Source organism: Flavobacterium sp. 103, assembly GCF_003096795.1.
Classification (GTDB): Bacteria; Bacteroidota; Bacteroidia; order Flavobacteriales; family Flavobacteriaceae; genus Flavobacterium.
On the sequence record NZ_QENX01000001.1, the window covers coordinates 2,342,144 to 2,368,368 of the forward strand.

At 32.8% G+C, this 26,225-nt stretch carries 20 protein-coding genes and 1 tRNA gene; 9 read left to right on the forward strand and 12 right to left on the reverse strand.

Annotation, left to right across the window (positions count from 1 at the left end):
• Positions 1 to 36 precede the first annotated feature (36 nt).
• The 11 genes from C8C85_RS09515 to C8C85_RS09565 all read right to left on the reverse strand — a co-directional run bounded on the left by C8C85_RS09515 (position 37) and on the right by C8C85_RS09565 (position 14,507).
• The gene (locus C8C85_RS09515) at positions 37 to 1,005 is read right to left on the reverse strand and encodes a hypothetical protein (RefSeq protein WP_116796869.1); all 969 of its coding nucleotides are present in this window, start codon (positions 1,003 to 1,005) and stop codon (positions 37 to 39) included.
• A 486-nt stretch (positions 1,006 to 1,491) separates the two neighbouring features.
• Entirely contained in the window at positions 1,492 to 3,813 is a 2,322-nt protein-coding gene (locus C8C85_RS09520) for an AIPR family protein (protein WP_116796870.1), read from the reverse strand.
• 3 nt (positions 3,814 to 3,816) lie between these two features.
• Positions 3,817 to 4,845, reverse strand: a complete 1,029-nt coding sequence (locus C8C85_RS09525) for a PD-(D/E)XK motif protein (protein WP_243412095.1) — start codon at positions 4,843 to 4,845, stop codon at positions 3,817 to 3,819.
• Complete coding sequence (locus tag C8C85_RS09530) at positions 4,805 to 7,582, reverse strand: Z1 domain-containing protein (RefSeq protein WP_116796872.1); 2,778 nt, start codon at positions 7,580 to 7,582, stop codon at positions 4,805 to 4,807. Before C8C85_RS09530 ends, C8C85_RS09525 begins: the two co-directional genes overlap by 41 nt.
• Positions 7,575 to 9,056: an ATP-binding protein gene (locus C8C85_RS09535; RefSeq protein WP_116796873.1), complete on the reverse strand. Its 1,482-nt coding sequence runs from the start codon at positions 9,054 to 9,056 to the stop codon at positions 7,575 to 7,577. The genes C8C85_RS09530 and C8C85_RS09535 overlap by 8 nt, the downstream gene beginning before the upstream one ends.
• Entirely contained in the window at positions 9,053 to 10,312 is a 1,260-nt protein-coding gene (locus tag C8C85_RS09540) for a DNA cytosine methyltransferase (RefSeq protein WP_116796874.1), read from the reverse strand. The genes C8C85_RS09535 and C8C85_RS09540 overlap by 4 nt, the downstream gene beginning before the upstream one ends.
• 8 nt (positions 10,313 to 10,320) lie before the next feature.
• Positions 10,321 to 10,578 carry a helix-turn-helix domain-containing protein gene (locus C8C85_RS09545; protein WP_165818114.1) on the reverse strand — a complete coding sequence of 86 codons (258 nt, stop codon included), beginning with the start codon at positions 10,576 to 10,578 and terminating at the stop codon, positions 10,321 to 10,323.
• A 13-nt stretch (positions 10,579 to 10,591) separates the two neighbouring features.
• Positions 10,592 to 10,834 carry a hypothetical protein gene (locus C8C85_RS09550; protein ID WP_116796876.1) on the reverse strand — a complete coding sequence of 81 codons (243 nt, stop codon included), beginning with the start codon at positions 10,832 to 10,834 and terminating at the stop codon, positions 10,592 to 10,594.
• 397 nt (positions 10,835 to 11,231) lie between these two features.
• The gene (locus tag C8C85_RS09555) at positions 11,232 to 12,263 is read right to left on the reverse strand and encodes a DUF3871 family protein (protein ID WP_116796877.1); all 1,032 of its coding nucleotides are present in this window, start codon (positions 12,261 to 12,263) and stop codon (positions 11,232 to 11,234) included.
• On the reverse strand, positions 12,244 to 13,107 hold the full coding sequence (locus C8C85_RS09560; protein ID WP_116796878.1) for an AAA family ATPase: 864 nt from the start codon (positions 13,105 to 13,107) through the stop codon (positions 12,244 to 12,246). The genes C8C85_RS09555 and C8C85_RS09560 overlap by 20 nt, the downstream gene beginning before the upstream one ends.
• A 176-nt stretch (positions 13,108 to 13,283) precedes the next feature.
• Complete coding sequence (locus C8C85_RS09565) at positions 13,284 to 14,507, reverse strand: site-specific integrase (protein ID WP_116796879.1); 1,224 nt, start codon at positions 14,505 to 14,507, stop codon at positions 13,284 to 13,286.
• A gap of 118 nt (positions 14,508 to 14,625) precedes the next feature.
• Here C8C85_RS09565 and C8C85_RS18460 point away from each other — a divergent pair.
• The 9 genes from C8C85_RS18460 to C8C85_RS09605 all read left to right on the forward strand — a co-directional run bounded on the left by C8C85_RS18460 (position 14,626) and on the right by C8C85_RS09605 (position 24,350).
• Positions 14,626 to 14,714, forward strand: a tRNA-Ser gene (locus C8C85_RS18460).
• 112 nt (positions 14,715 to 14,826) lie between these two features.
• Positions 14,827 to 16,935: a prolyl oligopeptidase family serine peptidase gene (locus tag C8C85_RS09570; RefSeq protein WP_243412139.1), complete on the forward strand. Its 2,109-nt coding sequence runs from the start codon at positions 14,827 to 14,829 to the stop codon at positions 16,933 to 16,935.
• Positions 16,936 to 17,453: 518 nt separating this feature from the next.
• On the forward strand, positions 17,454 to 18,227 hold the full coding sequence (locus C8C85_RS09575) for a threonine/serine exporter ThrE family protein (protein WP_111408129.1): 774 nt from the start codon (positions 17,454 to 17,456) through the stop codon (positions 18,225 to 18,227).
• 1 nt (position 18,228) lies between these two features.
• Positions 18,229 to 18,750: a threonine/serine exporter family protein gene (locus tag C8C85_RS09580; RefSeq protein ID WP_116796881.1), complete on the forward strand. Its 522-nt coding sequence runs from the start codon at positions 18,229 to 18,231 to the stop codon at positions 18,748 to 18,750.
• Between the two features lie 144 nt (positions 18,751 to 18,894).
• On the forward strand, positions 18,895 to 19,902 hold the full coding sequence (locus tag C8C85_RS09585; protein WP_116796882.1) for a YhcG family protein: 1,008 nt from the start codon (positions 18,895 to 18,897) through the stop codon (positions 19,900 to 19,902).
• 172 nt (positions 19,903 to 20,074) lie between these two features.
• Positions 20,075 to 20,470 (forward strand): (deoxy)nucleoside triphosphate pyrophosphohydrolase, encoded by a 396-nt coding sequence (locus C8C85_RS09590; RefSeq protein WP_116796883.1) that lies wholly within the window; start codon positions 20,075 to 20,077, stop codon positions 20,468 to 20,470.
• A complete protein-coding gene (locus tag C8C85_RS09595; RefSeq protein ID WP_116796884.1) occupies positions 20,467 to 23,607 on the forward strand; it encodes a DUF3427 domain-containing protein in 3,141 nt (1,046 codons plus the stop codon). Before C8C85_RS09590 ends, C8C85_RS09595 begins: the two co-directional genes overlap by 4 nt.
• 15 nt (positions 23,608 to 23,622) lie before the next feature.
• Positions 23,623 to 23,865 (forward strand): 6-phospho-beta-glucosidase, encoded by a 243-nt coding sequence (locus C8C85_RS09600; protein ID WP_116796885.1) that lies wholly within the window; start codon positions 23,623 to 23,625, stop codon positions 23,863 to 23,865.
• 170 nt (positions 23,866 to 24,035) lie between these two features.
• Positions 24,036 to 24,350, forward strand: a complete 315-nt coding sequence (locus C8C85_RS09605) for an HPF/RaiA family ribosome-associated protein (RefSeq protein WP_116796886.1) — start codon at positions 24,036 to 24,038, stop codon at positions 24,348 to 24,350.
• A 259-nt stretch (positions 24,351 to 24,609) separates the two neighbouring features.
• Here C8C85_RS09605 and C8C85_RS09610 read toward each other — a convergent pair whose 3' ends face one another.
• Positions 24,610 to 26,202 (reverse strand): murein L,D-transpeptidase, encoded by a 1,593-nt coding sequence (locus C8C85_RS09610; protein WP_116796887.1) that lies wholly within the window; start codon positions 26,200 to 26,202, stop codon positions 24,610 to 24,612.
• Positions 26,203 to 26,225 lie beyond the last annotated feature (23 nt).

Genomic DNA, 26,225 nt, shown 5'->3' on the forward strand with positions numbered 1-26,225 from the left:
ATGGAGACACTACTTTTTTTAAAGTAATTTTAATTTTCAGTCTATATTCCAATAATTTTCAGGGTCACCTTCAAAAGCATTATCAATTGAATCGTCATCATATCCGTATGCACCTTTATATTTGTCATAGGTGTAGTCCTTTGAAGAATTTGATTCATCTTCATCTTTATATTTGTTGTCTTTCTGTGGCAAAGGATAATCTAATCCAGTTACATAATATTCTATATAGAAATTTTTATCTAAAGTCGTTTTTAATAGAAAATTAATTGTATTGTCATTTCTTAAAAACTGTAATAATTCTTCAGTTATGTAAAGGCGTTTGTTTGAAATTTTATCGAAATATCTTAATCTTCCATTACACCATTCCCAATTAATATTTGGTGCTAAATCTGTGCCTATTTCTAGAATATTTACATTTAATAACTTTTTGAAAGTTTCTATATTTCCTTCTGTATAATCATTATTATGGAAAATACTTTCGTCATTGTTTTTCCTATATCGTTCGGGAGTTATAAAATGAATAAAATCTATATTCTCTCTCCATCCTTCATAATGTTTCTCAGTATTTACATATTCAAAACCACTAAAATCAACAGCTTCATAAGATATTTCAGTGTAATATTGGGATGCTGAAATAATATCATCATTTAGGATTTTTAAAAAATATTGATATATATATTGAGAAAAACCATGAAAAAAGTCACAATTGATACGAATATTATTAGAATCATATTCGGGCATTTTGCTTTTATCGTTATTGTACTTCCAGCATAAAAGTTTAAATTCATCCAAATTAATTGTAAAAAGATATTTATCTAAAAAAGATTCGTCATTTGTAACAATTGTAATATAACCTGATTTAAAATTGTATCCACTTTCTTTATCTATTATTTCGAGGATTTGATTTCGAGTAAAAACTTTTTCTAAATGATATTGATCTTTCGTGCCTCGAGGACTATATTGATTATGGATTACTATGTAATAAATATTGTCTTCTAAATTCATATATCAAAAAATTATGTTTGGGTACTTTTTCAAATATAGGCAAAACCTTTATTGAAAGGTTTCTTTTATTTGTGAATTTTAATTACAATAGGCTTAATGGATAGTTGGTTTTGTATTTGGGAGATTTGATATTTCCAAAGGAATTACGACTCTGTTAGAAAAGCATCAAATATCAATACTATTTCTATTTATTAGCAGCTCATCTCACTATTTATTAAGTATTACTAAGCTGTTGCATTCTCATTAATCCTCTCAATGATACTAATCACTTTATGAGCATCACCATCTTCAAAAATCCCTAAAATCTCCAGCTCATTACTAATTGGTGAAAGAAGGTTTAGATAATATTCTTGGCTATATAACTATATTTTCATGATGAGGATATCCTCTACAAATTCACCATTTGGAAAGATGCCTTTCCAAAATTTTGACTTTATTGAAGATTCATAAGGCTAGCAATATAAGTGACTATTAAAGTAAATATAATTATCTGAACCCAAACTTTTCAATGGTTTTGAGATTTAATTTAGCTAGAAATTTATTCCTTTCTGTTAATGTTTTTTTACCGTTTAATAGATCTACCATAAACCCAAATTTATATGCATCAAGTCTTTTGTTTTTTTTGTCCCATAGTACAATCTTTTCTATAAGTTCTAATGTAATCTCAACTTCGTTTATCTCAACTTTTTGTTCTTCATTAAAGAATTCGTCCATATCATAGAACAGTTCCACATTTTGTTCAGCTACAATATTTAATATAATTTCCCCTTGATTTCTTTCGATATCTGTTATTGCACGGTTTGACTTGATTTTATTTCCAAGAGTATAGGCTACATCGAATTGATATTGACTTAAATTCCTTGTTTCTCGACCCCAGTTTTCAATTTTTTTCCAAGTCTTAAAATGAATCGATTTCAGCCTATTCAATGAAGCTTCGGTTTCTGCCTGCTGGGTTTCGTCTTCTGAAAGTTTTTTTCTTTTTTCGGAAGTTTTGTTTTCTAAACCACTTTTTAATGCCTCTAGATCAATGTGAAAATTTTGTTCCTTAATGAAATTCCAGCATTCTTCTTTCTTTGCCCATTCACCATATAAAGAGCCAGGGGCTTTGGTTTTAATTAATTCTTCCATCTTTGACATAATCTGGTGCAACTTAGATTTCAAAATATCACTAAGACTTTGCTCTTTCCATATTTTATACAAATCAAGTTTGTAATTTAACTTAAATCCAAGCCAAGCAATAGAGTATGGTACTGTGATGTAACGCATATCTCCAATTGCATTTGGTTTTACACCATAAACTTTTTCTGCAGAAGAGAACAAAATTGCATTAGCAATTGCATCTTCAAACCATATATTATCTGGTTTTTTGTTGAAATTGTAATTAAGAAATTGAGCATAATTTTTTTGACTTCCTCTCACGACTATATGTGGTCCTATAACGAGTTTTTTACCATTATAGATTTCTTCATAAGCATTGATGAATTTTGCAAGTGATTCCTTAGTAAACATTTGATTTCTAGGATTTTGTTTGTCGAACTGTTTTCTCTTGGTAGTGGTCAAGCCAAAGCGGATGCGTTCATTCTTGTATTGACCACGAGATCTCTCAAAAAACCAGCGCGTTTGATGTGTTTCACCTGCTAAAGGAGGTGCCCAAATTGTTCTTGATAATTTCTCGAGTAGAACGTGATTTTCTTTATTCGAACTTAAATCAGAAGCTGACACCTTGTTTTGTGTATTAGCATATTCAGCAATTCGTCCAACTATTTCTGAAAAATTTTCCCGGTCTTTCACAATGGTTAGCTTAACAGGAACGAATACATTGGAAATATTAACTTTGTCTTTTTTCCAAGTGTGATAAATTGAAGCAGTTGTTTGGCCTCCATTTACAATTTGAAAATCTTTGACTTGTGCAATTGCTTTACCTTGGTTGTTTGGTAAAATAGATATTGTAACCTCTTCGGCTGTTGCAGCAATACCATTATTGAAAGCCATAAACATATGCTGCTCATCCAGAATGGTCTTCCTTATCCCTTTATTTATTTTTCCTGTGAATTGAAGAAACGAACGCACATTTTGTTCTAGCAAACGTGCTCCATACTCTTCGTAGATATCTGCCAAGGCGATGCCTGGAATTATAGCCAACCAAGATTGATAATCGGAATTTTCAGTTTCATTGACGATGCAAGGTACTTTATATCCTGATTTTTCAAAATCAATTTCAATGGGCATTCGTGATTTTACTGAAAGATTAAATAAGTAATTAATGTCTATTGCTCTGTAAAAAACAGTATAGCCAGCAATTTTGTCTGATGTTTTTAAATCTGCTTTTATATCTCCATTAGAAATCAAGAAAATGTTAACCCTAGTAAGGAATTCTTTTACTTCAGGCACATTTGCTAATGTTTGAGCAAGGTCAAAAATTTCAGAACTTTCTTCAATTTCATTTACATAATCCTTATAAATAGAATTTCTGAAAAATTTAGCTGCTCTATCAATGGTTTTTTCAGCATCTCCCTTTGTAACTGATTGAACGGTTTCGTCACTATTGTATATGGTTACGAATAAATCAAGGGTTTCATAATTTTCATAAAGAGAATATCCATTGATTTTATGCTCAACACCTCTTTTACTAATTTTCTCATCATAGCAAACACGATAATTTTCGGTTTCGCCAGCATCAGCAAGAAATGACAATACAATTTCAGTAAAAATTTGTTCGGGATTTGTTCCTTCTTCTTCTGATATTAGGTTGGAATTTATTTCTTCCTGAATATCTATATAAAATTTATTGAGTTCTTTATTATTCATTTTTTATTTTGGATTTATTTCGCAAAAAAGTGTGTCTTGACTAATTCTCCATTCTTCTGATTCAGACAAAACAATAGAGTATTTAACATCACCAACTCCTATAGGAATTTGAGATTCTGTTATTCTAGGAAAATTTCCTGCAACCTTATAAAGATTTTCTTGTCTAATTGTATACCCATATTCCTCATAAAGTTGTCTATGAACCTCATAATAACCGGATTCCAATAATTTAAATTGAAATAAATTACCTGCCATTGTGCTGTTTGATAATGATTCCAAAACATTATCAATCAAACTGTTTAATGATTCTCCATTTCCAATACGAACGTCAAGAGAAAGGTGGTAAAGAAATATTTTTTCTATTATTGAATCATCTAATTGTCTTTCACTTGTTATGTGGATTTTTTGATGATTATTTCCGTGGGTTGTTTTTACTTCTACAGCCCAATTTGAATATTGAAAATCCTGAATTGATCTTTCTGGTCCAAGCCAAGATTTGAGACAGTAATTTTTGTCTGATGAATTTTCAAGAAATTCTCTCAAGAAAAAAACTTCGCCATAAAGACCTCTTTGTGCTTCATCCGATAATCCTTGATTGCCAACTTTTTCAAATAGTGATTGCCATTTGGCTAATCTTTCAAACAATTTTTCTACTAAGGACTTTTCAGATGCGACTTCTGACACTCCAAAAATTAAATCTTCACAAAGGGTTGAAAATATGTCTTTATGTTGTTTATTAAGCAACAGAATGAGCAAAAATTTCTTTGATTTATCTCGTTCATCAGGCATTGTTTCAACCTTAATGTCTTTGAGTTTGTTCCATTGATTTTCATCAAAAGAAAATGAAACACTTATCCTAAAGGCAATGCACCTAAGTTTTTCAGGCGCCTTTATTGCAATAAAAACATCTGGTATTACTTTGGCATCATATCTTTTATAAAGTAATCCAGTGTGAGAAGAAGTGTCACTTTCTAAACTCATCCAAATATTTTCAGTTTTCATCATCTCCATAGTCTTCAAAATCTTCTTCAACAAAATCAATTTTATCAAGCAACTCCTCATTTACAGCATAAGAAACAGGGGCATTGAAGTTGCTTTTTGGAAAACTTATAGCATAACCAACAAATGGATTAGTTCCATCAGGTAAATTTGTTTGACTTTCTTTTGGGTTAAGTAAATAAATTAATAACAATGGTTGCTTTGGGTCTCTCAATTCATTTCTAACAACTTGTCCGTTTGGATATATAGCTTCACCCTCTTTTTTTCTATGAAGGTTAGTAAGCTCCATTGCTCGTGCCTTTTCAGGCTCAGTAAAATCTATAAATTCGTCAGATGGACTTATGATATGTGATTTTCTTAGGTAATACAATTGTTCACTTGAGTTTTTCTCATCTTCCGTTCTTTTCCAATGACCAATTTGTATGGTGATGTTGTTTATGATAAAATCTGAATTATTGATTGCATTAGGTTTTGACATTAATGCAACCCTCCAATCAGTCAACTCTCCATTTCGCATTTGGGTTGTAATAAATTGAATTAATTTTCTTGGTTCTGCTTTTTTTAAATTTTCAACTGATTGAATTCCTTCAAAAAATGAAATAATATTGTGTGCCGGAACATCATACCACAAATAGGCATTATTGGGTTTTGGGACATTATATGGTTGTAAAGTTGAAATGAATCTTTTAGTATTCTGAAAGTTATTGTTAATTACTGAAATATCTTTTCTGAATTCATAGGATTCAACGAGTCTTCCAGCCCAAGAGATTTGAACAGTAGTTGCATTGCGCATTTTGTTTATTGCAGATATCATCAAACCATCTGGAGATGTTCTAATTTTTAAAGCATATTGTTCAGGTGTTGAGCCTGCAATATCTGACATATAATCAAACTCTTCTCTTAGTTCTTCTGATGCTAAGGTAATATGGCAAAACCATTCGTTTAATTCTCTACTCGTGAATAAACGACACAAATCAACATAACCTCCACGATACCCAAACCAACGCCCCATTTGCATTAGGGTGTCATACATTCTGGATGCACGCAAATAATAGCTTACCGAAAGCCCTTCTAAAGTTAAGCCTCGGGATAATTTATTTCCACCAATTGCAATGACTGATAGTCCAGATTTATGATCATAATAATCAAGAGCTTCACCAGATCCGCCGTGAATCGCTCTTACTTTAATTCGTTGGGCAGCATCATTTAAATGTTCCAAGACTTCAGACCAATTATGAACGCTAATTTGCGAGTCTATTTTGGCTAAATCAGAATCAGCAATTTGTTTGGAAACGGAAACATATGAACTGTAGCCATTTTCATTAACTTCAAATGTCTTTCTAAACAATTCTAAAGTTGCTTCGTCATTTTGGTCAATTCGATCTCGATAATTAACTAGTTGACTTGAAACTAAATCAGTTATATGGTCTTGCCAACGCTGAAATCTCGAAACATGGATCAACATTGAATTATGAACTGATGTTTGCCCTCTTAATCTTCGAATTGCACAAGTAATAATAAAACAACGAATGGATTTTTTTAGGCTTTCGGGAAGTGAAGATGGTAGCTGGTCTTCTTTTTTATGTCTATCAGGGACAAAAATACTATAATCATTTATGCGATTTAGAATTGGCAAAACAGCGTTAGAAGTTTCGTTTTCTTCTATTGGGCTAAAACCAAAAATTTTTTCTGGACCTATATAATTTGAAGGAGCAGGGATATTTTTAATAAAATTCCGAGGAAATAAGTTTTCGTCATTCAATGGAATAAAAATATTAGCGAAAGGAGTTGCTGTATAACCCACATAAGCACTCTTATTAAAAAGATTAAGAATATTTCTAATTTGACCATTTATTCTTGTAGGTTCACATTCTTTTTTATTTGTATTAATTGAAGCATTATCAGCTTCGTCATCAATAACTAAAATTGCTTTTTCTAATATTATTTTTCTAAATTCTGAATCTTCTTTAGCATTAGCAGACAACCAATTATAAACTTGTTTTAATGGACCAGGATTTTTTTTAATTACTGCAATTAATGTATCAGAAGTTTCAAAATTTAGACCTAATGAATTAGCTACTGCTTGATTAAAGTCGCCTTTCTCTTCGCTTGATGTTAGCGAATGGGCTACTTTTTTATTTGAATAACTGGGTTGACCAACACCAATTCTTATGTTTTTTGTAATTAAGGCACGTTTATGTTTAGTGTCAAATCCTAAAAAACTCTCATCAATTCTGAGTTGGGTTTGGCTTCTTAAATTATTATGTATTCCTGCCAATACTATGATAAGTCCAAAACCCGCGTCGGCTGCTTTACAAATCAAGCCTGTGTAGTTTCCTGTTTTACCAGATTGAACTTGACCTACAACTAATCCCTTTTTATTTATTTTTATTTTTAATGTCGGGTCAAAAAGGTTATTTAAAATTTCATCAGTAAGCAAATCAAGTTTATTCACGACATCAGGTGAATAATTCTTTTCTTCCTCTAAGAACTGTTTATAATTACCCCAAAAACCATTTGAAAAATCAATTGAAGATCTCTTTTCGCTTAGCCAAGGATTATTTTCATCTTCTTTTACAATGGACTTCCAATCATCCTGTCGGATTGTAAAAAGTTCTTCCACTTTTCTAATTAACATTTCTCGAGAATCTCTAATTGGGAGATTCATTTTTAAAAAAGTATCCACAGCACTTTCAACTTCTGAAATAGTCACTGATGTTTTACCAAATAATAATTGGCGGATTATTTTGATTGGGTCTATGTTACTCATTCGTTAAAAATTCTATGTATTCTGGATAAAAATTAAATGGTTCGGTGTTAAGTATTCTTGCTTTTGCTTTCTCTTTTGAGAATCCACTAAAAACAAAGTTGTTAAACAACTTTTGCATAGTTTCTTTTATAGCATTGTGGTCAATGCCTTCAAAAGGCTGTCCATGTGGTTTTTCGTTTTCGCTCTCCTGAAGCGTGATTAAAGGAATAGGGATAGTCTCTTCAATAAATTGAATTACTTTTTCAATATCTCTTTTTAAATCACCGGATTTTGAATATAACTCGCTCAATAAGGGATGATTTCGATTAATCTTGTAAAATCTCTTTCCGTGTCTTGCACGTTCTTCCCAAAAGGGAAAATATTCATCTGATGCGAGTTTTCTTTTAAGTACTTTACCTTTATGTCTATATACTTCTACAGCTTGATTTCTAACTTCTTTTGCTAAGGCAATAATAGATTCTGTATATTTGGATGGTGGTCGTGCAATTGATTTCTTGATATCAATTTGCCAATCAGTATCAAAATTATTAGGCAAATCAACTTGAATTCTGCATAAATCATAATGAACCTCTTTTTTGAAAAGGTCTAACCAATCTCCTGCAACTAAAAGCCTTCTGTTTCGGTATACATAAAATCCTTGGTGTGCAGTCCAACTGTCTTTTGGACCTTTACCATAGTTATATTGTTCAGCAGTGAGTTTTGAACGATGAGGCAATACAAATCCTTTTATTTTTATTTGACCAGCTTCCAGTCGTGTTTCTGGTTTAGTTTGTAAACCATCTACACCAAACATAAAAGGATCCCAAGAAGTAATAAGTCTTTCTCTAAAAAATATTTTTAACCCATCATCTATGTATCTGTGAAATACCATTGATAGATGGGATTTGACACTATCCATAGTCCTTAAAAACTTACTTTTTGATTCTTCACTATCTTCAGATGTGTCTTTGGTTAATCTGTCTAAATCCCACCAAATAACATAGGTTCCCGAGTTAAAGGATTCAATTTTTTTAATCCATCTTTCTTCGTCGGGAACGTAACGAATAAGTTTCCAAGATTTTTTTTTATTCACATAATCTAAATCCCAACTCCATAAAACAGCTTTGTAATCAATGCTTTTAGATATAACTGTAAATTTTCTTGATTGAGAAAAAGATGCTGTTTTCAATCCTAATCCAAAACGTCCTAAATCATCAGCAGGTCTATCAACCAAAGGATTTTTACTTCCAGGTCTCATTGCGTGAATGAGCTGTTCATTGTTCATACCATTACCATCATCCAAAATTGAAAGAGTTGTTTTTGGACCTTTCCAATCGTAATCAATCCATATGTTTTTTGCACCTGCCGTTATTGAATTATCAATAATATCAGCAATTGCGGTTTCAATGGAATAACCGATAGCTCGAAAGGTTTCAATCATAGAACTCGCTTCTGGTTCTGCTGATGTAGATTGTAGGTTGGAGTAATCAATCATATGCCTTTTAGTATATTTAAAATTTCTTCTCCTATGAATTTTGCCATTAACGGTGGTACAGCATTTCCAATTTGTTTGAATGCAGCTGTTCTATTTGCTCCTTCTTTTTCACCTTCAAAGTAATAATCATCAGGAAAGGATTGTAATCTGGCAGCTTCACGAACACTAATAGACCTATTTTGTTTTATGTCTGGATGAATGTAATAATGCCCATCTTTAGCAATGTGGGCAACTACAGTTTGGGAGTAGGGAACATCTGCAGCTACTACTTTGAATCTATCAAAAAATGATGTTCTGTTTTGATGAGTTTTGAGTCGTTCCGGTAAGTTGTTGTAATTTAATCGTTCCTTATTAGTGTTCCAACTTTCTACGGCAATTTTATATATTTCCTTGTCTTGTTCACGGTGAGGTCTGGCAACATGCTGTGTTAAAACATCAATACCATTTCTTAATGAGTGTTTTTTTAAATAATCTGTAGTAGAAGATTTATATTTTAAAAATTTATCTTTTCCTTCTCCTGCCATTATTATCGGTAAGTCTTTTAGTAAATCATTGACTAAAAAAGTACTATCAATTTTAATTTCTTCAAGATTTGGAACTATCAATTTTTTATTTGGTTTCCATCCTAAAATAATGACTCTTTTTCTGTTTTGTAATACCCCAAAATTAATTGCCTCAAGTGTAAACAACTTGATTTGATATCCTTTTTTATTGAATAGCTTTTCCATCTCAGCTAGATAGTGTCCTTTCTTTGCTGATTTAAGACCAATTACATTTTCAAAAACAAACATTTTGGGATGGTACTTCTCTAAATATTCAGCATACTGTACAAACAAATAATTTCTTGGGTCACCTTCCATATTGTTTTTGGATCTTGATCTTCCTGCTAATGAGTATGCCTGACAAGGTGGGCCACCAATTATTAAATCTACCTTTTCTTCACCTAAGCTTTTGTCAATTTGATTCTGGATTAATTGATTATTCTCTTCTCCAATTGGTAAGTTTATTATTGAATCTAATATTTTTTTTGGGATAAAGCTATACAATTCCTCTCTTGATATTTCGCCTTTTAAGTAGGAGACATAAGTTTTGTACTTATTGTTTGATTTTAAGTAATGATAGGCAGCTCTTGTTTTTAAAGTGTTGCAAGCGGATTTTTCAATTTCAACGTGAGCAATAGGTTCAAACCCTGCCTGGATAAATCCCTCGGATAAACCCCCAGCTCCTGCAAATAAATCTATATATTTTAATGACATTTTTAAATTTAAATATTATTTGTTTTTAGTGAAAGAAAAAAATCGAATTCTAAGAACCAAGAAAACTTTGACAAGTAATCCAAACTGCAATTAAATTTTCCGTTTTCAATTTTAGAAATTGTTGAACGGCTGATCTGCATAATTTCAGCTAATTGTTCCTGATTGTAACCTCTTTTTTCTCTTATTTCTCGAATAGTTTCACCTATCTTCAAGCGACAATCATGCAGGTGATTTTCCACAGTATTATCTGTTACCTGAAATTCCATATTGATCATTTTTTTATGCTTCTGTAATTTGTCGGGTTATAATTTCAATCGCTTCTTCTTTGCTTACAATGTTGCCAAACTCCTGTAAAGAATCCTCATCTCTGTATACGCCATTTCTATCATTCCAAGAAAGCCATTCTATTAAATCTAATCTGGACCAAGAATTTAATTCAGATTCTAATGCGACATCTCTAAGCTCCATTAACTTATAGTATGGATGATTTTGTTTTTCTTCTTCATTTATGTATGTTTTCATGAAAATTAAATTTTATTTGGATAAGTATGTTTCTTTTTTTTTGCCTTCATGATAAATCTTATTTAGGCGGATAATTTCTTATAAGCAGAAATCAAATATATTAAAATAACTGCTTCAAAGTGCAATATATTGAACATTTAGTTAATAATATTTCAAATAAAAACGAAATTTCAATTAACTGAATTCATTAAATAGTTCCCGTTATCCGTTGGTAGTTGGTTTGGAACAAAAAATTTTCACTATTAAGTTTGACCAGACTTAATAAGTCTTTGTTAGAAATCAGTAATTGGTTAAACTATTTGGGTTTGACTATTATTACTAATGCTATTTATATGAGCATAAAATTTAAAAAAAATTAAAATTAACCCAATCCCTAATTAAAGAGATTGGGATCTTCTCAACTCAAAAACCAATGATAGTTAGAGCTACCATTTAGTGTTTTTAGCAAGCTATTTGAAAAGTCAAATGCATTTACATTCCTGTCTAGGAACGTGTCAATATAGCTTGATTTATTAGCTTGAGTAAAGAGATTATAGACATTCCAAAGGTTTATGTCGCCTTTTTCATTTCTGCTGAAACTATCATCTTCATAATAGTCTTTAGCAATTGTATTAATTTGTCCATCATTAAAAGATAGTGCGGGTATATTTAGCTTGTCCTTTTTAGGTAGATGCTGATACAATCTAGTTCTACCCAATAATTGAGCAAACTGATGCTCTGTTAAAGAGTGTTCAGAAAGTTGTCTCATTTGTCTTAGTTGTTTCTCTGCATTGTAATTCTGTAGCACTTCTAGAATCTTGCTTTGTAGTTCCTGATAAGAACTCACTCGCATTTCTTCTACAAATCCATCACTAGTAACTGCCAGATTACAACAGACTTTAACTTGGAAACCAATAAAGAACTTGAACTTTTCAAAGGATTTCTTGTTGTACAGGTTCTCCAAATTATAGCTTCTAACTCCTCCAATAGTCAAAGCTATTTCATTACCATTCACAGTATCTATAATGCTAGGAATTCTAATAATGAAAGCCATTCTTTCAAAGTATTGTGTCTTCTCATGGTCTAATAAATCCCTAGCTTGTTTATTTATTGCATCAGGAGTTCTTCCCTTAATTTGATGGCTTACTCTAACTTCTGGCTCATCAAATATATGATGTGGAAATACTTTACTTGCACAGCCTTGAACTATCTCTATGAATTCTTGATGTGCTATTGTCCTTTCATTATCTTTAGAGAAGACTGGTATTACACAATCATTCTTCAAATGGGCTAGGTTAATTTCACTTGTATTTGCCTCTATGAAAGGTTTTGGAACAAATAGAGGTTTTGTATTAATACTGCTCTCTATTTCTAGGTATTTAGGTGCGTTTAGCTGATGAACAGGTTTTAATTGTAGCTCAGGCTCAATTTCAAGGATATGTGCTTCCATTGATATTAGATTTTAAAGGGTTTAATAATGTTTTTTTCACACTGATTGTTTCTTTTTGAAGTTTAAAATCATATTCTAATTCTTTTTGCCAACTACTATATTGATTGTAAAGCTTTCTCAATTCTTCAACAGTTTTAGTGCTTTTGATTTTATCTCTAGCCTCTTGTAAATTGGTTCCACTATTGCACCATTCTAGAATTTTCTTTCCGGTAAATGTGTTAATAATGAATTCAGGCTTGCCCATAAACATGCCTGTCCTGTCTTTAGAGGATACAGCAAAATGCTTTATATCCACATCAAACACAACTGTAAACTCATAGTCTAAACCATCTCTTTGTACAGCTTTTAATCCTACCTTTTCAGGTATGTATTTACCATCTTTCTGATTTAGTACATAGTCTTGTTTAGTTCTCATGGTAGCAATGATATGAACATCTGCTTGCATCATTTTATCAGTAAAGGATTTATGCATTGGAGTTATCTTCCCCCAATTCGTAAAGGAGTTTCCTGATAGGTTAGAATGATAATCCAATAAGTAGTCCCAACAATGGCTAATACTGTCTAGAATGATTACTTCCATGCCTGCGTTGACGCATACATCAATGGCTTTAATATAATTCTCTGGTGTAAATGGAGGGGCTAATGTCAGTACATTATATTGGCCTAGATGAGAGTACAAATCTGCACTTCCATTTTCTGAATCTATAATGGCTACTTTAGAAAAGTCTCCATTAGTTAAACCTTGTGCTAGGAGTAAGCTTGAATAGGTTTTACCTGAGCCTGCTGAACCTTGAAAAGCCAATTTGATTTTAGCTTTCTTCCTTTCTGAATGTCTTAATTGCATAAATAAAAATGTTTAAAATGATTAATAATTGAATGAAAAAAGCAACTATCACAGTGCTAAAGTGACAATTGCTTTGAGAAGTTTTATAAGCAGAAAAAGCCATTCATAATAAAATGAATGGCTTTAAATAATAATCTGAATCAAATATAATTCAAATTGATTTTTAGATATTTAGATCACTTTGTCACTTTTTGTAGTAATGTTTCCATTGCAGAATCAATAACATCATTTTCTAATTCCTTTAAGTATACTTGAGTAATTGTTAAGTTCTGATGTCCCATTGCTTCAGAAATTATATCTGTTGAAACGCCACTTTGCTTCAGATTAGTAGCAAAACTATGGCGGGCAACATAACTTGTAATTTTGCCATCAATCTTGCAAATGGTGGCAATTGCTTTCAAATCCTTATTGTATTTCTTTATAGTTCTTTCTTTTCTATACTCTAATTCCATAGGTGTAGAATCTTCTTTTAGGATAATAGGGAATACATATTTTGTTGCTCGTTTTTGGTTTTTATAGTAATCAAGAATTTGCTGAACAGGTTCTAGTGTTTTGATTATAAAACGCGCTTTGGTCTTGCTTCTTACATAGATAATTTTATCATCAACAATATTCTCCCATCTTAATCGCATCATGTCATTAAAGTTCATTCCACGTGCGTAATAACTAAAGACAAAGTAATTCCTAGAATCAATTAATTCAGGATGTTCTGTGGTGTTAAGATTGATGACTTTATAAACGTCTTCAATGCTTAAAGCTCTTTTATTACTTGATTCTTTAAGCTTTGAGATTTTATACTCTGTAAATGGATAATGTTCTTTACTGGCGCAACCTTTATTAATAGCATCATTGTACAATGCTCTAATAGCTCGCATTTTTGCCGAAACACCACTGTCAATATTGTTGTTGGCTCGAAGATAAACTTCGTATTTGCTGAGTAGAGTTGGAGTTATGTCTTTAAAATAAACATTCTTGTCTTTTAAGAATTTAAAAAAGCTATTCTTAGAGAATTTATAGAACTTTGCATTTCCTGTACGTCCTGATTTGTTTAAATCTCCAATATGCTCATCCCAAAACTCTTTAACGGATACTTTTTTAGCTCCCTTAAAGTTTAGAAATAGTCCTTCAAATTCATCTAGAGCGAGGTCTTCTCCTTTGGCTAAATAATCTGTAATAATCTTCTCGGCTCTGTTTCTTATATCAGTTAGAGCAGAATTCATCTGTTTATAATTGGTATGGTTTTTTCTGAATTCTGACTTAGTCTCGTTCCATTGTGATAAATCACATGATAACTTTAATGAGATAAACTTAGTTTTTCTATCTTTAGTAATTCTTAAGAAAATTGGATATTCTCCATTAGCTAGGACTTTAGCTCTCTGCGTAATTTTTATAGTTGCCATAAGGATTAAATGATTTTAGGTACAACACGGGTACAACATAGGTACAACAAAAGTATAAAAAATAGGTTAAAATAGGATAATAAAAGAAAATAAGAATATTGTAAACCTCGTAATTTAAGGGGTTTTGAAAGGATAAGAAAATAAAAGAAAGATTGCTGACCTTGCCTGGCAGGCAAGAGGTGGTCGGTTCGAATCCGATATTCTCCACATATCAAACCCAAACATTGTTTGGGTTTTTTTTATGTCTTGTTCTGAAAAAACTTTCCCTATTTTTGTTAGGTACTTAACCTAATAAATTATGAAAAAAATCCTATTTCTGATGGCTGTATCTTCTTCATTGGCTTCTTTGGGGCAAAACCAAAAACCAACTCCAATAACTTATCCCAAAACTGCAAAAGGGGAAACGGTTGATGTTTATTTCGATACCAAAGTAAGCGATCCGTACCGTTGGCTCGAAGACGACAAATCGGTCGAAACAGCTGCTTGGGTTAAAGAAGAAAACAAAGTTACTTACGATTATTTGTCTCAAATTCCTTTTAGAGAAGCTTTGAAATCCAGACTCGAAAAATTGTGGAATTATGAAAAAATAAGCGCACCATTCAAGGAAGGGAATTTCATTTACTATTATAAAAACAACGGACTTCAAAATCAGTCGGTTTTATATCGCAAAGATGCCAAGGGCAAAGAAGAGGTCTTTCTGGATCCAAATACATTTTCAAAACTAGGAACAACTTCATTAGGAGGAGTTGATTTCTCTAAAGACGGTTCGAAAGTAGCCTATTCCATCTCCGAAGGTGGAAGTGACTGGCGAAAAGTAATCTTGATGGATGTCAACGACTTCAAGAAATTAGAAGATACATTGGTGGATATCAAGTTTAGCGGTGTATCTTGGAAAGGAAACGAAGGATTCTACTATTCCAGTTATGACAAACCAAAAGGAAGCGAACTATCAGCCAAAACCGACCAACATAAATTGTATTACCATAAATTAGGAACGGCCCAAAAAGACGATCAAGTCATTTTTGGCGCAGACCAAAAACGTCGTTATGTAGGCGGAGGCGTAACCGAGGACAACCATTATTTAGTGATTACTGCTGCCAATTCCACTTACGGAAACGAATTGTACATTCAGGATTTGACCAAACCCAACAGTCCTATTGTAACAATTGTGGATAATTTTAACAGTGATAACAACATCATAGAAAACGAAGGCGGAAAATTATTTATAGAAACCGACTTAAATGCACCCAACAAACGCATAGTGAGTGTAGATATCAGCAATCCAAAACCAGAGAACTGGAAAGATGTTATCCCTGAAACCGAAAATGTGTTGACACCAACAACAGGAGCTGGTTATTTCTTCGCCAATTATATGAAAGATGCCGTATCGATTTTGAAGCAATATGAGTATTCGGGTAAATTAGTGCGCGAAATTCAATTACCGGGATTAGGAACAGCCACTGGATTTGGAAGCAAGAAAGAAGAGAAAATACTTTATTATTCCTTTACCAATTATATTACACCGGGAACGATTTATTCGTTTGAACCAAAAGCCGGAAAATCTACAGTGTATGATCAGCCGAAAGTAGATTTCAAAAGCGAGGATTATGTTTCTACCCAAGTGTTTTATACTTCCAAAGACGGAACCAAAGTCCCAATGATAATCACCCACAAAAAAGGACTGAAACTCGATGGAAACAACCCAACCATTCTTTATGGATACGGCGGTTTCAACATTAGCCTGACGCCAAGCTTTGGTATTTCGAATGCCGTTTGGATGGAAAACGGCGGTATCTATGCAGTAGCCAACCTTCGCGGAGGCGGAGAATATGGTAAAAAATGGCACGATGCGGGAACCAAACTGCAGAAACAAAACGTATTTGATGATTTCATAGCTGCAGCCGAATACCTGATTGCACAAAACTATACCTCTCCTAATTATCTTGCCATCCGTGGCGGATCCAATGGCGGATTATTGGTTGGAGCTACCATGACACAGCGTCCCGATTTGATGAAAGTCGCTTTGCCGGCCGTGGGCGTGATGGACATGTTGCGCTACCACACCTTCACCTCCGGAGCCGGTTGGGCTTTCGATTATGGAACCTCGGCAGACAGCAAGGAAATGTTTGAGTACTTAAAATCGTATTCACCAGTCCAAAATGTGAAAGCTGGTGTTCAATATCCCGCTACTTTGGTCACCACTGGCGATCACGACGACAGGGTAGTTCCTGCACACAGCTTTAAATTTGCCGCCGAGTTGCAGGAAAAACAAACAGGAACCAACCCCGTTTTAATCCGAATCGATATCAACGCAGGTCACGGAGCCGGAAAATCACTCGCAGCAACCATTCAGGAAATCTGCGACATACAAGCCTTTACGCTTTATAACATGGGATTTACAATATTGTCAACGATAAGCAATCCATAATAACAAGGAGCTTGATCCTGCTGTACGCTGCAAGCTTTTTCATAAAACGCCCTTTTTCTAAGAATAAAAAGGAGCTTCCGTTGGTCGCTCTTTTTATTCAAGAAAAAGGGCATTTTATTTCAAAAGGCTTTTCGCTTCCATCAGGGCTAGGGCATCCCTTTTCATAAGAAGATTTTATTTATCCAAAAGATTAAAATATCCTCTTTTAACCCTAAAAAAAGCAATAATTAGATAAAATAACACCCAAAAAAATACGCTTTTGGTAAACATCAGTCGTCAGTCTGACGTTTTTTGTGTTTTATAACTCGTAAAAAAACCTCCAAAAAACCAAATAGTAGCTCCAAAAACATCAAACCAACTCCATTTTTGATATTTTTTTTGCCCTTAACCATAAGCGAAATCGATAGAAATCACTTGTTATTTATTCTCCAAATAAATTAATGTTTTAGGGTTATAAATCAGTCTTTTTAAGGGGTTAAATCCTTAAATTTGAGAGTAAAATTAACAACCGCATTTATATGGAATTAGTTGCAAAACCAAACAAATATGAACTGGGAGAAATGCTCCTGGAAATAGGTTCCTTACTCATGGTTTCAGGAGCCAATACCGAACGTGTCAAAGTTACCATCAGCAGAATAGCCGGTGCTTTTTGTTGCGATTCGGATTTAATGATTACCAATCATGCTTTGATGATTACTTTAACCTATAAAGACAATATCAAAACGTTTACCAGTGTAAAATGGGTGCCGAATATGCACCTCAATTTCAATCTCATTTCGGATATCAGTACGATGAGTTGGAAAATTGTGGAAGAAAAATGGTCCGTGGAGCGCATCAATAAAGAAATGAAATTACTGGACCGAAAACCATTATATCCAAGATTTGCAGTTTTGTTTTTGGTGGCCTTGGCAGGAGCTTCCTTTTGTAGATTGTTCGGTGGTGGATTAATCGAAATGATACTTTGCTTTTCCGGAAGTTTCTTGGGGCTTTTTGTGAGACAGGAAACCATGAAACTCAAATTCAATTTTTATGTATGCATTTTCTTTGCGGCCTTAACCTCTTCTTTCTTGGTAGGGCTCTATTCGTTTCTAAATCCCGAAGGAGAATTTATACATGCCTTATCCACTTCGGTGTTGTTTTTAATTCCCGGTGTGCCTATGATCAATTCCTTCTCGGATTTGATTGACGGAAACATATTAAACGGAACCACCAGAGGCGTAAATGTTTTGGTTATCGCTTTTGCCATTGCACTAGGATTGATGGTTTCATTATTAATTTTTAATTTACACTAAAATGGATTTTGCATTATTAGAAAAAGGAATATGGTTGGGTTGTGCAGGTATCGGTTTTGCCGTTTTGTTCAATGTGCCTCGCCGTACTTTAGGAGTTATATACATCATCGCAGCCTTGGGCGGATTGCTCAAATTTTATTTAATATCACTCGAAGTTGGGTTGGTTTTCGCGGCTTTATGCGGTGCGAGCCTTATCGGTTTTTCTAGTGTATTGGCGGCACACTATCGCAAAGCGCCACCCATGACTTTTGCGCTTCCGGCATTAATACCTATGATACCAGGATTTTTTGCCTACAAAGCCATGGTAGGAGTAATGAAATTAACTGCCGAACAAGATCCGGATGTCTATACCAAACTCTTTTTTGAAACCGTCAAGAACGGTCTTTCAGCTTGTTTTATCATCTTGGCTTTGGCCGCAGGGGTCGCCATCCCGCTACTCATCACCCGTAAGGAAACCGTGAAGCGAATCAAAGCGGATAAAGTTTTAGAAAAACAACTCGAAAACTTAGAAGAAGAAATTTAAAATAAGCCTTTTGTGAACCCAAAACGCCAGTCGAAAGATTGGCGTTTTTTTTTATCCTTAATTCAATACATAATTTGTTTTGAGTGAATTAGTTATTTCGTGTTTCCTGTTTTTTTAGTATTACTGTAAATAAATTCACTCTAAATGATAAAGAATCAATCCATAATTCCTGACATAAAAGCAATAATAGCAAATGCGAAAGACAAAGCCGTTAGGGCTGTTGATAATGAGCGTACGATCATGTATTGGCATATTGGACGACGTATTTTTGAGGAAGAACAACAAGGGAAAGACAGAGCGGATTACGGGGCATATTTGATTAAATTTCTATCCAAACAATTACAGCCAGATTATGGAAGTGGTTTTTCGGTTAGACAAATAGAACGGTATCGACAGTTTTATCGTACTTATCCAATTGCGTCCGCACTGCGGACGCAATTGAGTTGGACGCAGTATAAATTACTTATTTCTATTGATAATCAAGATAAAAGAGATTTTTATAGTGCCGAAAGCGTTAAGAACAATTGGATATCAAGACAACTCGAACGCCAAATTTGCAGTAATCTTTGGGAATGCCTTTTGATAAGCAACGATAAAGAAAGTGTGCTTGCCGTAGCCAAAAATGAAAAACTGCCTTCGGATGCTAAAGAGATTATAGAAGATCCCATGTTTTTAGAATTTTTAGACTTAAAACGGGAAGCTTCATATTACGAGAAAGATTTGGAGCAAGCCATAATAACCCATTTACAGGAGTTTTTATTAGAAATGGGTAACGGTTTTTCATTTGTGGCAAGACAAAAAAGGATTCACATTGAGGGTGATGAATTTTTTACAGACTTAGTTTTATACAATAGACTTTTGCAATGTTTTGTAATCGTCGAAATCAAAACAGATAAACTCACGCATCAGGATATAGGGCAATTGCAGATGTATGTAAACTATTATGATCGGGTGGAAAAGCTGGCTCACGAAAATCCAACAATTGGAATTTTACTATGTGCCACAAAAAATGATGGTGTTGTGAAATTTACTTTGCCCGAAAATAATAAAACCATAGTGGCGAGTCAATACGAATTGTATTTGCCTACGGAGCAACAACTATTAGATGAAGTCAATAAAGAGCTAGAAAATTTTGACGAAACAAAAGAATAACTATAAAAAGAGTAATATGTTTTAAAACGCCAGTCTTTCGATTGGCGTTTTTTTTGGTTCGAAAACTTATAAATAATAATCATAAGTGACCGTTAGAATCTATTAAATCTGATTATCTTTCGTACGAGTTAAAATAATGTATAATTGATTGATAGTAAGTAATACAGTTAAAATGCGTAATACAATAGATGTTACCTGTGCAATTATTATAAAAGAAAATAAAATTTTTGTAGCACAAAGAAGTGAAATAATGAAACTTCCTTTGAAATGGGAATTTCCGGGTGGTAAGTTGGAAGAAAATGAGAGCGAAATAGAATGTATTAAAAGAGAAATTAAAGAAGAAATAAATATTGAAATTGATGTTGTGAAAAGACTTTCAAATAGTATTTATGATTATGGAACTTTTAAAATAAACTTAATCCCTTTTTTGACAAATTATATCTCTGGTGACATTGTTTTAGCAGAACATAAAGATTTTCAGTTATTAGATAAGTCGGAATTGTTGAATTTAGATTGGGCAGAAGCAGATATACCAATTGTTGAAGAATTTTTAAAACTTGAAATATGAATCAAGGATTGTATGAAGAATTAGTTACCAAACTAATCAACTTTAAAATAAACGAGTTAGATAAAGATATTTTTCAAGTAAAGAAAGCATCAATAGATAAAGCGGAAGCGGCTCAATTACTATCTCAACATATTGGGAAAACAATTAAGCATGCTTTTACTCTAATTAAAGGAGAAGATGTTATTGAAACACAAATCGAAATTGCTAACAAAATAATTTTATTTCTGAAAGAAGAACTAAAGAAAGAAGAGTTTGAGGGTGATTTGATTGAAACAGAAGGAAAAATTCTAAAAGCTGTTTTTACAAAAGTTGATGCTCATTTCACTGATTTAGATTTGCATTTAAAAGAAATTACTCCTTATACAAGATTAATTCATAGTGAGCTTTTTACAGGTGGAAATTCGGGAACAACCCTTGAAAGTGAATTAAGAAAAGAGATTTTATCGTCCGATAGAATTGATTTATTAGTTTCTTTTATTAAATGGAAAGGAATTAGAATTCTTGAACGTGAATTGAGAGAATTTACAGAAAGAGGTGGAAAATTAAGAGTAATTACAACTACTTATATTGGCGCAACAGATGCTAAAGCAGTTGAATTTTTAGCCTCTTTAGAAAATACAGAAGTAAAAGTTTCTTATAATACAGGGAATGAGAGATTGCATGCTAAAGCCTATTTATTCGAAAGAAATACAGGATTTCATACAGCGTATATAGGTTCTTCTAATTTTTCTCGTTCAGCATTGACTGATGGTTTGGAATGGAATTTAAAAGTCACTACTAAAGAGGTTGGGCATATTATTGATAAATTTAAGAAAACATTTGAAGCATATTGGCAAAATTCAGAGTTTGAATTATACGATCAAAAGAGACATTCTGTAAAATTGATAGAAGCCCTCAAACAAGGAAAGTTTTCAAAAGAATATACTTCTACAATCTCCTATTTTGACATCAAACCTTTTCACTATCAAAGCGAAATATTAGAAAAATTAGAAGTAGAAAGATCTGTTCATAATAGAAATAAAAATCTTTTAGTTGCGGCTACAGGAACGGGAAAAACTGTTATTTCAGCATTTGATTATAAAAATTTTAAAAACAATAATAAATCATCCAAATTACTTTTTGTAGCTCATAGAAAAGAAATTTTGCAACAAGCAAAGGCAACATTTCAAGGGGTTTTAAAAGATAATAATTTTGGGGATTTATGGGTTGATGGAATTGAACCAAACAATAATGAATATGTTTTTGCATCAGTTCAAACTTTAAATAATAGATTAAAGGATATTAAACTGACTCCTGAATATTATGATTTTATAATTGTTGATGAAGTTCATCATATTTCGGCATCAACATATAGGCCAATTATAAATTATTTTAAACCCAAAGTTCTTCTTGGATTGACAGCAACTCCTGAAAGAATGGACGGTGAAAATATATTGACAGACTTCTGTAATCGTATAGCTGCAGAAATCAGACTTCCTGAAGCATTAAATAAAAAATTATTATGTCCCTTTCAGTACTTTGGAATAACAGACAGCATCGATTTAACAAATGTAAAATGGGAGAAAGGGAAATATGTAGCAAGTGAATTGACAAGTTTATATACTAAAAATAATGTACGTGTCGGTGAAATAATTTCTAACCTGAATAAATATACAAATGATATAAATGATGTTCGGGCGATTGGTTTTTGTGTGACAATTGAGCATGCGACTTTTATGGCTGAAAAATTCAATTTAGCTGGTTTAAGGGCTGAATGTTTAACAGCTAAAAACGCTAGCGAGCGAAATAGAATTAGAGAGGAATTCAAGAAAAAAGAATTCAATTATTTATTTGTTGTTGATATTTTTAATGAAGGTGTAGACATTCCAGAAATTGATACCGTTTTGTTTTTGCGACCGACAGAAAGTTTAACGGTTTTTCTTCAACAACTTGGTCGAGGGTTACGCTTAGCAGAAGGAAAAGATTGTTTGACTGTTCTTGATTTTGTTGGAAATTCAAGACTTGAATATGATTTTGAAAGTAAGTTCAGGGCATTAATTGGGAAAACAACTACTTCAGTTCAAAAAGAAATCGAAGGTGATTTTCCACATTTGCCATTAGGATGCTCAATTATTTTAGAGAAAAAAGCAAAAGAAACAATTCTTGAAAACATTAGAAAAGCGACGTCATTAAATGTCAATCAACTAATAACTAAAATCAGAAACTTTCAACATCAAACTACTTTGCCTTTAACTCTAAATAATTTCATTGAATTAAATCATATCTCAATTGAAACAATTTACAAAAAAAACAGTTGGTCAAGGTTATGTCAAAAAGCTGAAGTAATTGAAGATTTCGGAAATATAAATGAAAAGCAAATATATTCAGCCATTAGTAATAAATGGTTATCAACCAATTCTACCTGTTATTTTAATTTTATTTTAAAAATTGCAAAACAAGGTTTCAATATTAGAATTAATGATTTTGATGAAAATCAAAAAATTATGTTGCTGATGTTGCATTATGATGTTTGGCAAAATGCGGGAGGATTTGATTCCTTGGAGAAAAGTATAATTGAAATAGGTAGAAATAAAATTCTTGTCAATGAAATTATTGAAGTTTTAGAAATATTAATTGATAAAATCGGGTTTAAAGAAATTGACATTCAATTACCTTATGAGCAACCATTAAAGTTGCATGCGCGTTATACGAGAGATCAAATTTTAGTAGCTTTTGGGCTAAGTACATTTGAAAAAAAGTCATCGAATAGAGAAGGGGCAGCTGAAAATAAAACTTTAAAAACGGAAATACTTTTTATCAATTTAATTAAATCAGAAGAAGATTTCTCTCCAACAACGATGTATGATGATTATGCAATAAGTGAAACATTATTTCATTGGCAATCACACAATGCTTATGGACCAGAAACAAATAAGGGATTGTCTTATATTAAACATATTGAGAATAATAAAAAAATAATGCTTTTTGTTAGAGAAAAGGCAAATGATGAAAATGGAAATACTTTAGGTTATGTTTTTATTGGAGAGGCAAATTTTAAAGAAACAGAAGGTTCAAAACCAATGAGTATTAAATGGGAACTTAATGAGCCGATGCCAAATTATCTTTGGAAAGAATCTGCAAAGATGTCAATCGGATAAATTATAAATCACATTATGAATTTAGAAACATCAAACTACTGGCCTTTCATAGAAACTTATTATCCAAATTATTATTCTTGCGACCAAATTTTATTAAGCGATATTTTAACTAGAAAATTGGAAGGCGAAGAACTTGATATAAAAGATGAAGAAATGATTAAAGATTGGGATGTAAAAGAGGAATTACTTAAACTTGATAAAGCCATTATGCAAAAGGCGATGAAAAATTATTTTGAAATTAAGTATTCTACAATATGATACTTTATTTAAATCCAGCCAAATAGTAACTAAATTTCTTTTTCAGACACTTCTGTCTTTAAATCAAAAAACAACTTTTTTCTTTCATAATGTTTTACTAAAACGGGACCGTTTTAGGGAATAATTTTTAACTTTGAGAATAAGCATTAAAAATTAATAATAATAGACATATGAAAGTACAAATCAACACAGACAAGAATATTGAAGGAAGCGAAAGATTAGAATCTTATTTTTCAAGTGAAATAACAAGAGTATTATCCCGTTTTGATGACAAAGTGACTCGTGTAGAAGTACATTTTGGAGACGAAAACAGTGCCAAATCTGGGGTAAACGACAAGCGTTGTCTTATTGAAGCGCGTCCAGCCAATATGCAGCCTATTGCCGTTACAGAACACGCCGATTCTATCGAAAAAGCATTCAACGGAGCTTTGGATAAAATAAAAAAAGTACTCAACACTACATTCGATAAGCAGAAAGCGCATTAAGCAATTAAAAACATAAATAAATAGAATAAATTGAGGCTGTCTTTCGGGACAGCCTTTGTTGTTTTAACTGAGATACCGCAATAGGAATAGATGTCACGAAGATTCACAAAGGAGACGCAAAGATGCGCAAAGAAAAAAATGAATCCTTGAGATTGAACTTAAAAAACTTTGCGAAACTTTGCGGATTCTTCGCGTTTCTCTGCGAAATAAAGTGTAATGCTTAGTCTAGCTTTAATCAATATTTGGTCTGTCAAAAAAACTATTCTTCAAACAACATCGTTGCCAATCGATCATCTCTTTGGTATACATCGTCATAAAAATGAATAACCCCCTCGTTATCTACCCAAGCAGTAAAATAACCAATGTACACCGGAATTTTATTCTTGAGCGTGTACCAGGATTCTTTGCCTTTATGCATGGCGGCATCAATCTTTTCGGGTGTCCAGTTTTTATCGTTTTTTAGTATTTCATTAGCCAACTCTACTGGTTTCGCAACTCGTATGCAGCCGTGGCTGAAAGCTCTTTTTTCTTCATCGAACAAGTTTTTGGAAGGAGTGTCGTGCAGGTAAATGGAATTGTTGTTTGGGAACAGAAACTTCACTAATCCCAATGAGTTTTTTGGTCCGGGTTTTTGTCTAATACCTCCATTATACCGTTCCATATTGTGTTTGGACAGATAGTTTGGGTTTTTGGCTATGCCGGGTTTAATCTCCTTTGCGATAATACTTTTGGGAACGTTCCAATAGGGACTAAAAACGATATAACGCATATCGGCACTAAAAATGACGGTTTTGTTCATGTCTTTTCCCACGACCACATTGGAGGTTAAAACAGGTTTTCCTTCCTTGAAAAAAGTCAATCGATAGGATGGGATATTTACCACTATCAATTCTGGGGCTTTAGCAACATCGGCATCAATCCATCGACAGCGTTCCATATTGACCATAATGGTTTTGATCCGATTTTCTATTGGAACATTCAAAGAGGCTATGGTTTTTTGTGTAATGGTTTGGTTTTCTTTTATGCCATTTCGTTTTTGGTATTTCAGAATTCCAACAGAAAGGGTGTCATCATATAGGGTGCTTTTTGAGTCTGCTGCTATGTCTTCCAGTATGAACAACCGTTGTCTGATTTGGGCAATAGTTTGAGAAGAATCTCCAGGCTTCAAGGAAGTACGACTGGAATCTAGTTCTATGGGATTCCAAGAATTGTTTTTTTGAATCTTTCTGTATTTATGGAGTACTTCTTTGAGGCTGTAATACTCATTCAATACTTCTTTTTCGTTTTTGTCAATTAGGGAAGGGTTGGTAATTATTGAATCCAAATAATTAACGTAGGATTGTTTTTTTCGGGGTAAATACCAACCCAATTCGGCAATTTTTTTATCGTCTATTCCTTTTAAAACTTTGTGGGTATAAAAAAAATAAAGCGATGTAATCAATAATTCATCATTGACATTCGCGCTTTGATTTTCAGTCGCATTCTGAAAAAGCGCGTCCAGATTTTCTTTGTATGGAATGGCGGCTTTTATTCCTTCATCTTCCATATTGTTTAATTTATTATACAGCAAATGACTAACTTCCAGTATGCCTTTGGAGTCAAACCAAATGTATTGATAGTTGCGTTTTCGATACAATTCGGTTGTTTCTTCTTGGTATTTTTGTAGTTTCGGATGTTTTATAAAAAAGGAGCTGACCAGAGTGCTGTCAAATGGAGACAGGCTTTTTACTTTGTTAAAAGCACTGATTTTATGAGGCAATTTTAGAACGGGATCTTCCTTTTTTTTACAGGAAATAGAAGAAAAGGAGAAACTGAAAATAAATAGGATAAGCAACAAAAGAGATTTTCTCATAAAGAAAGTTTTTTTTGAGACAC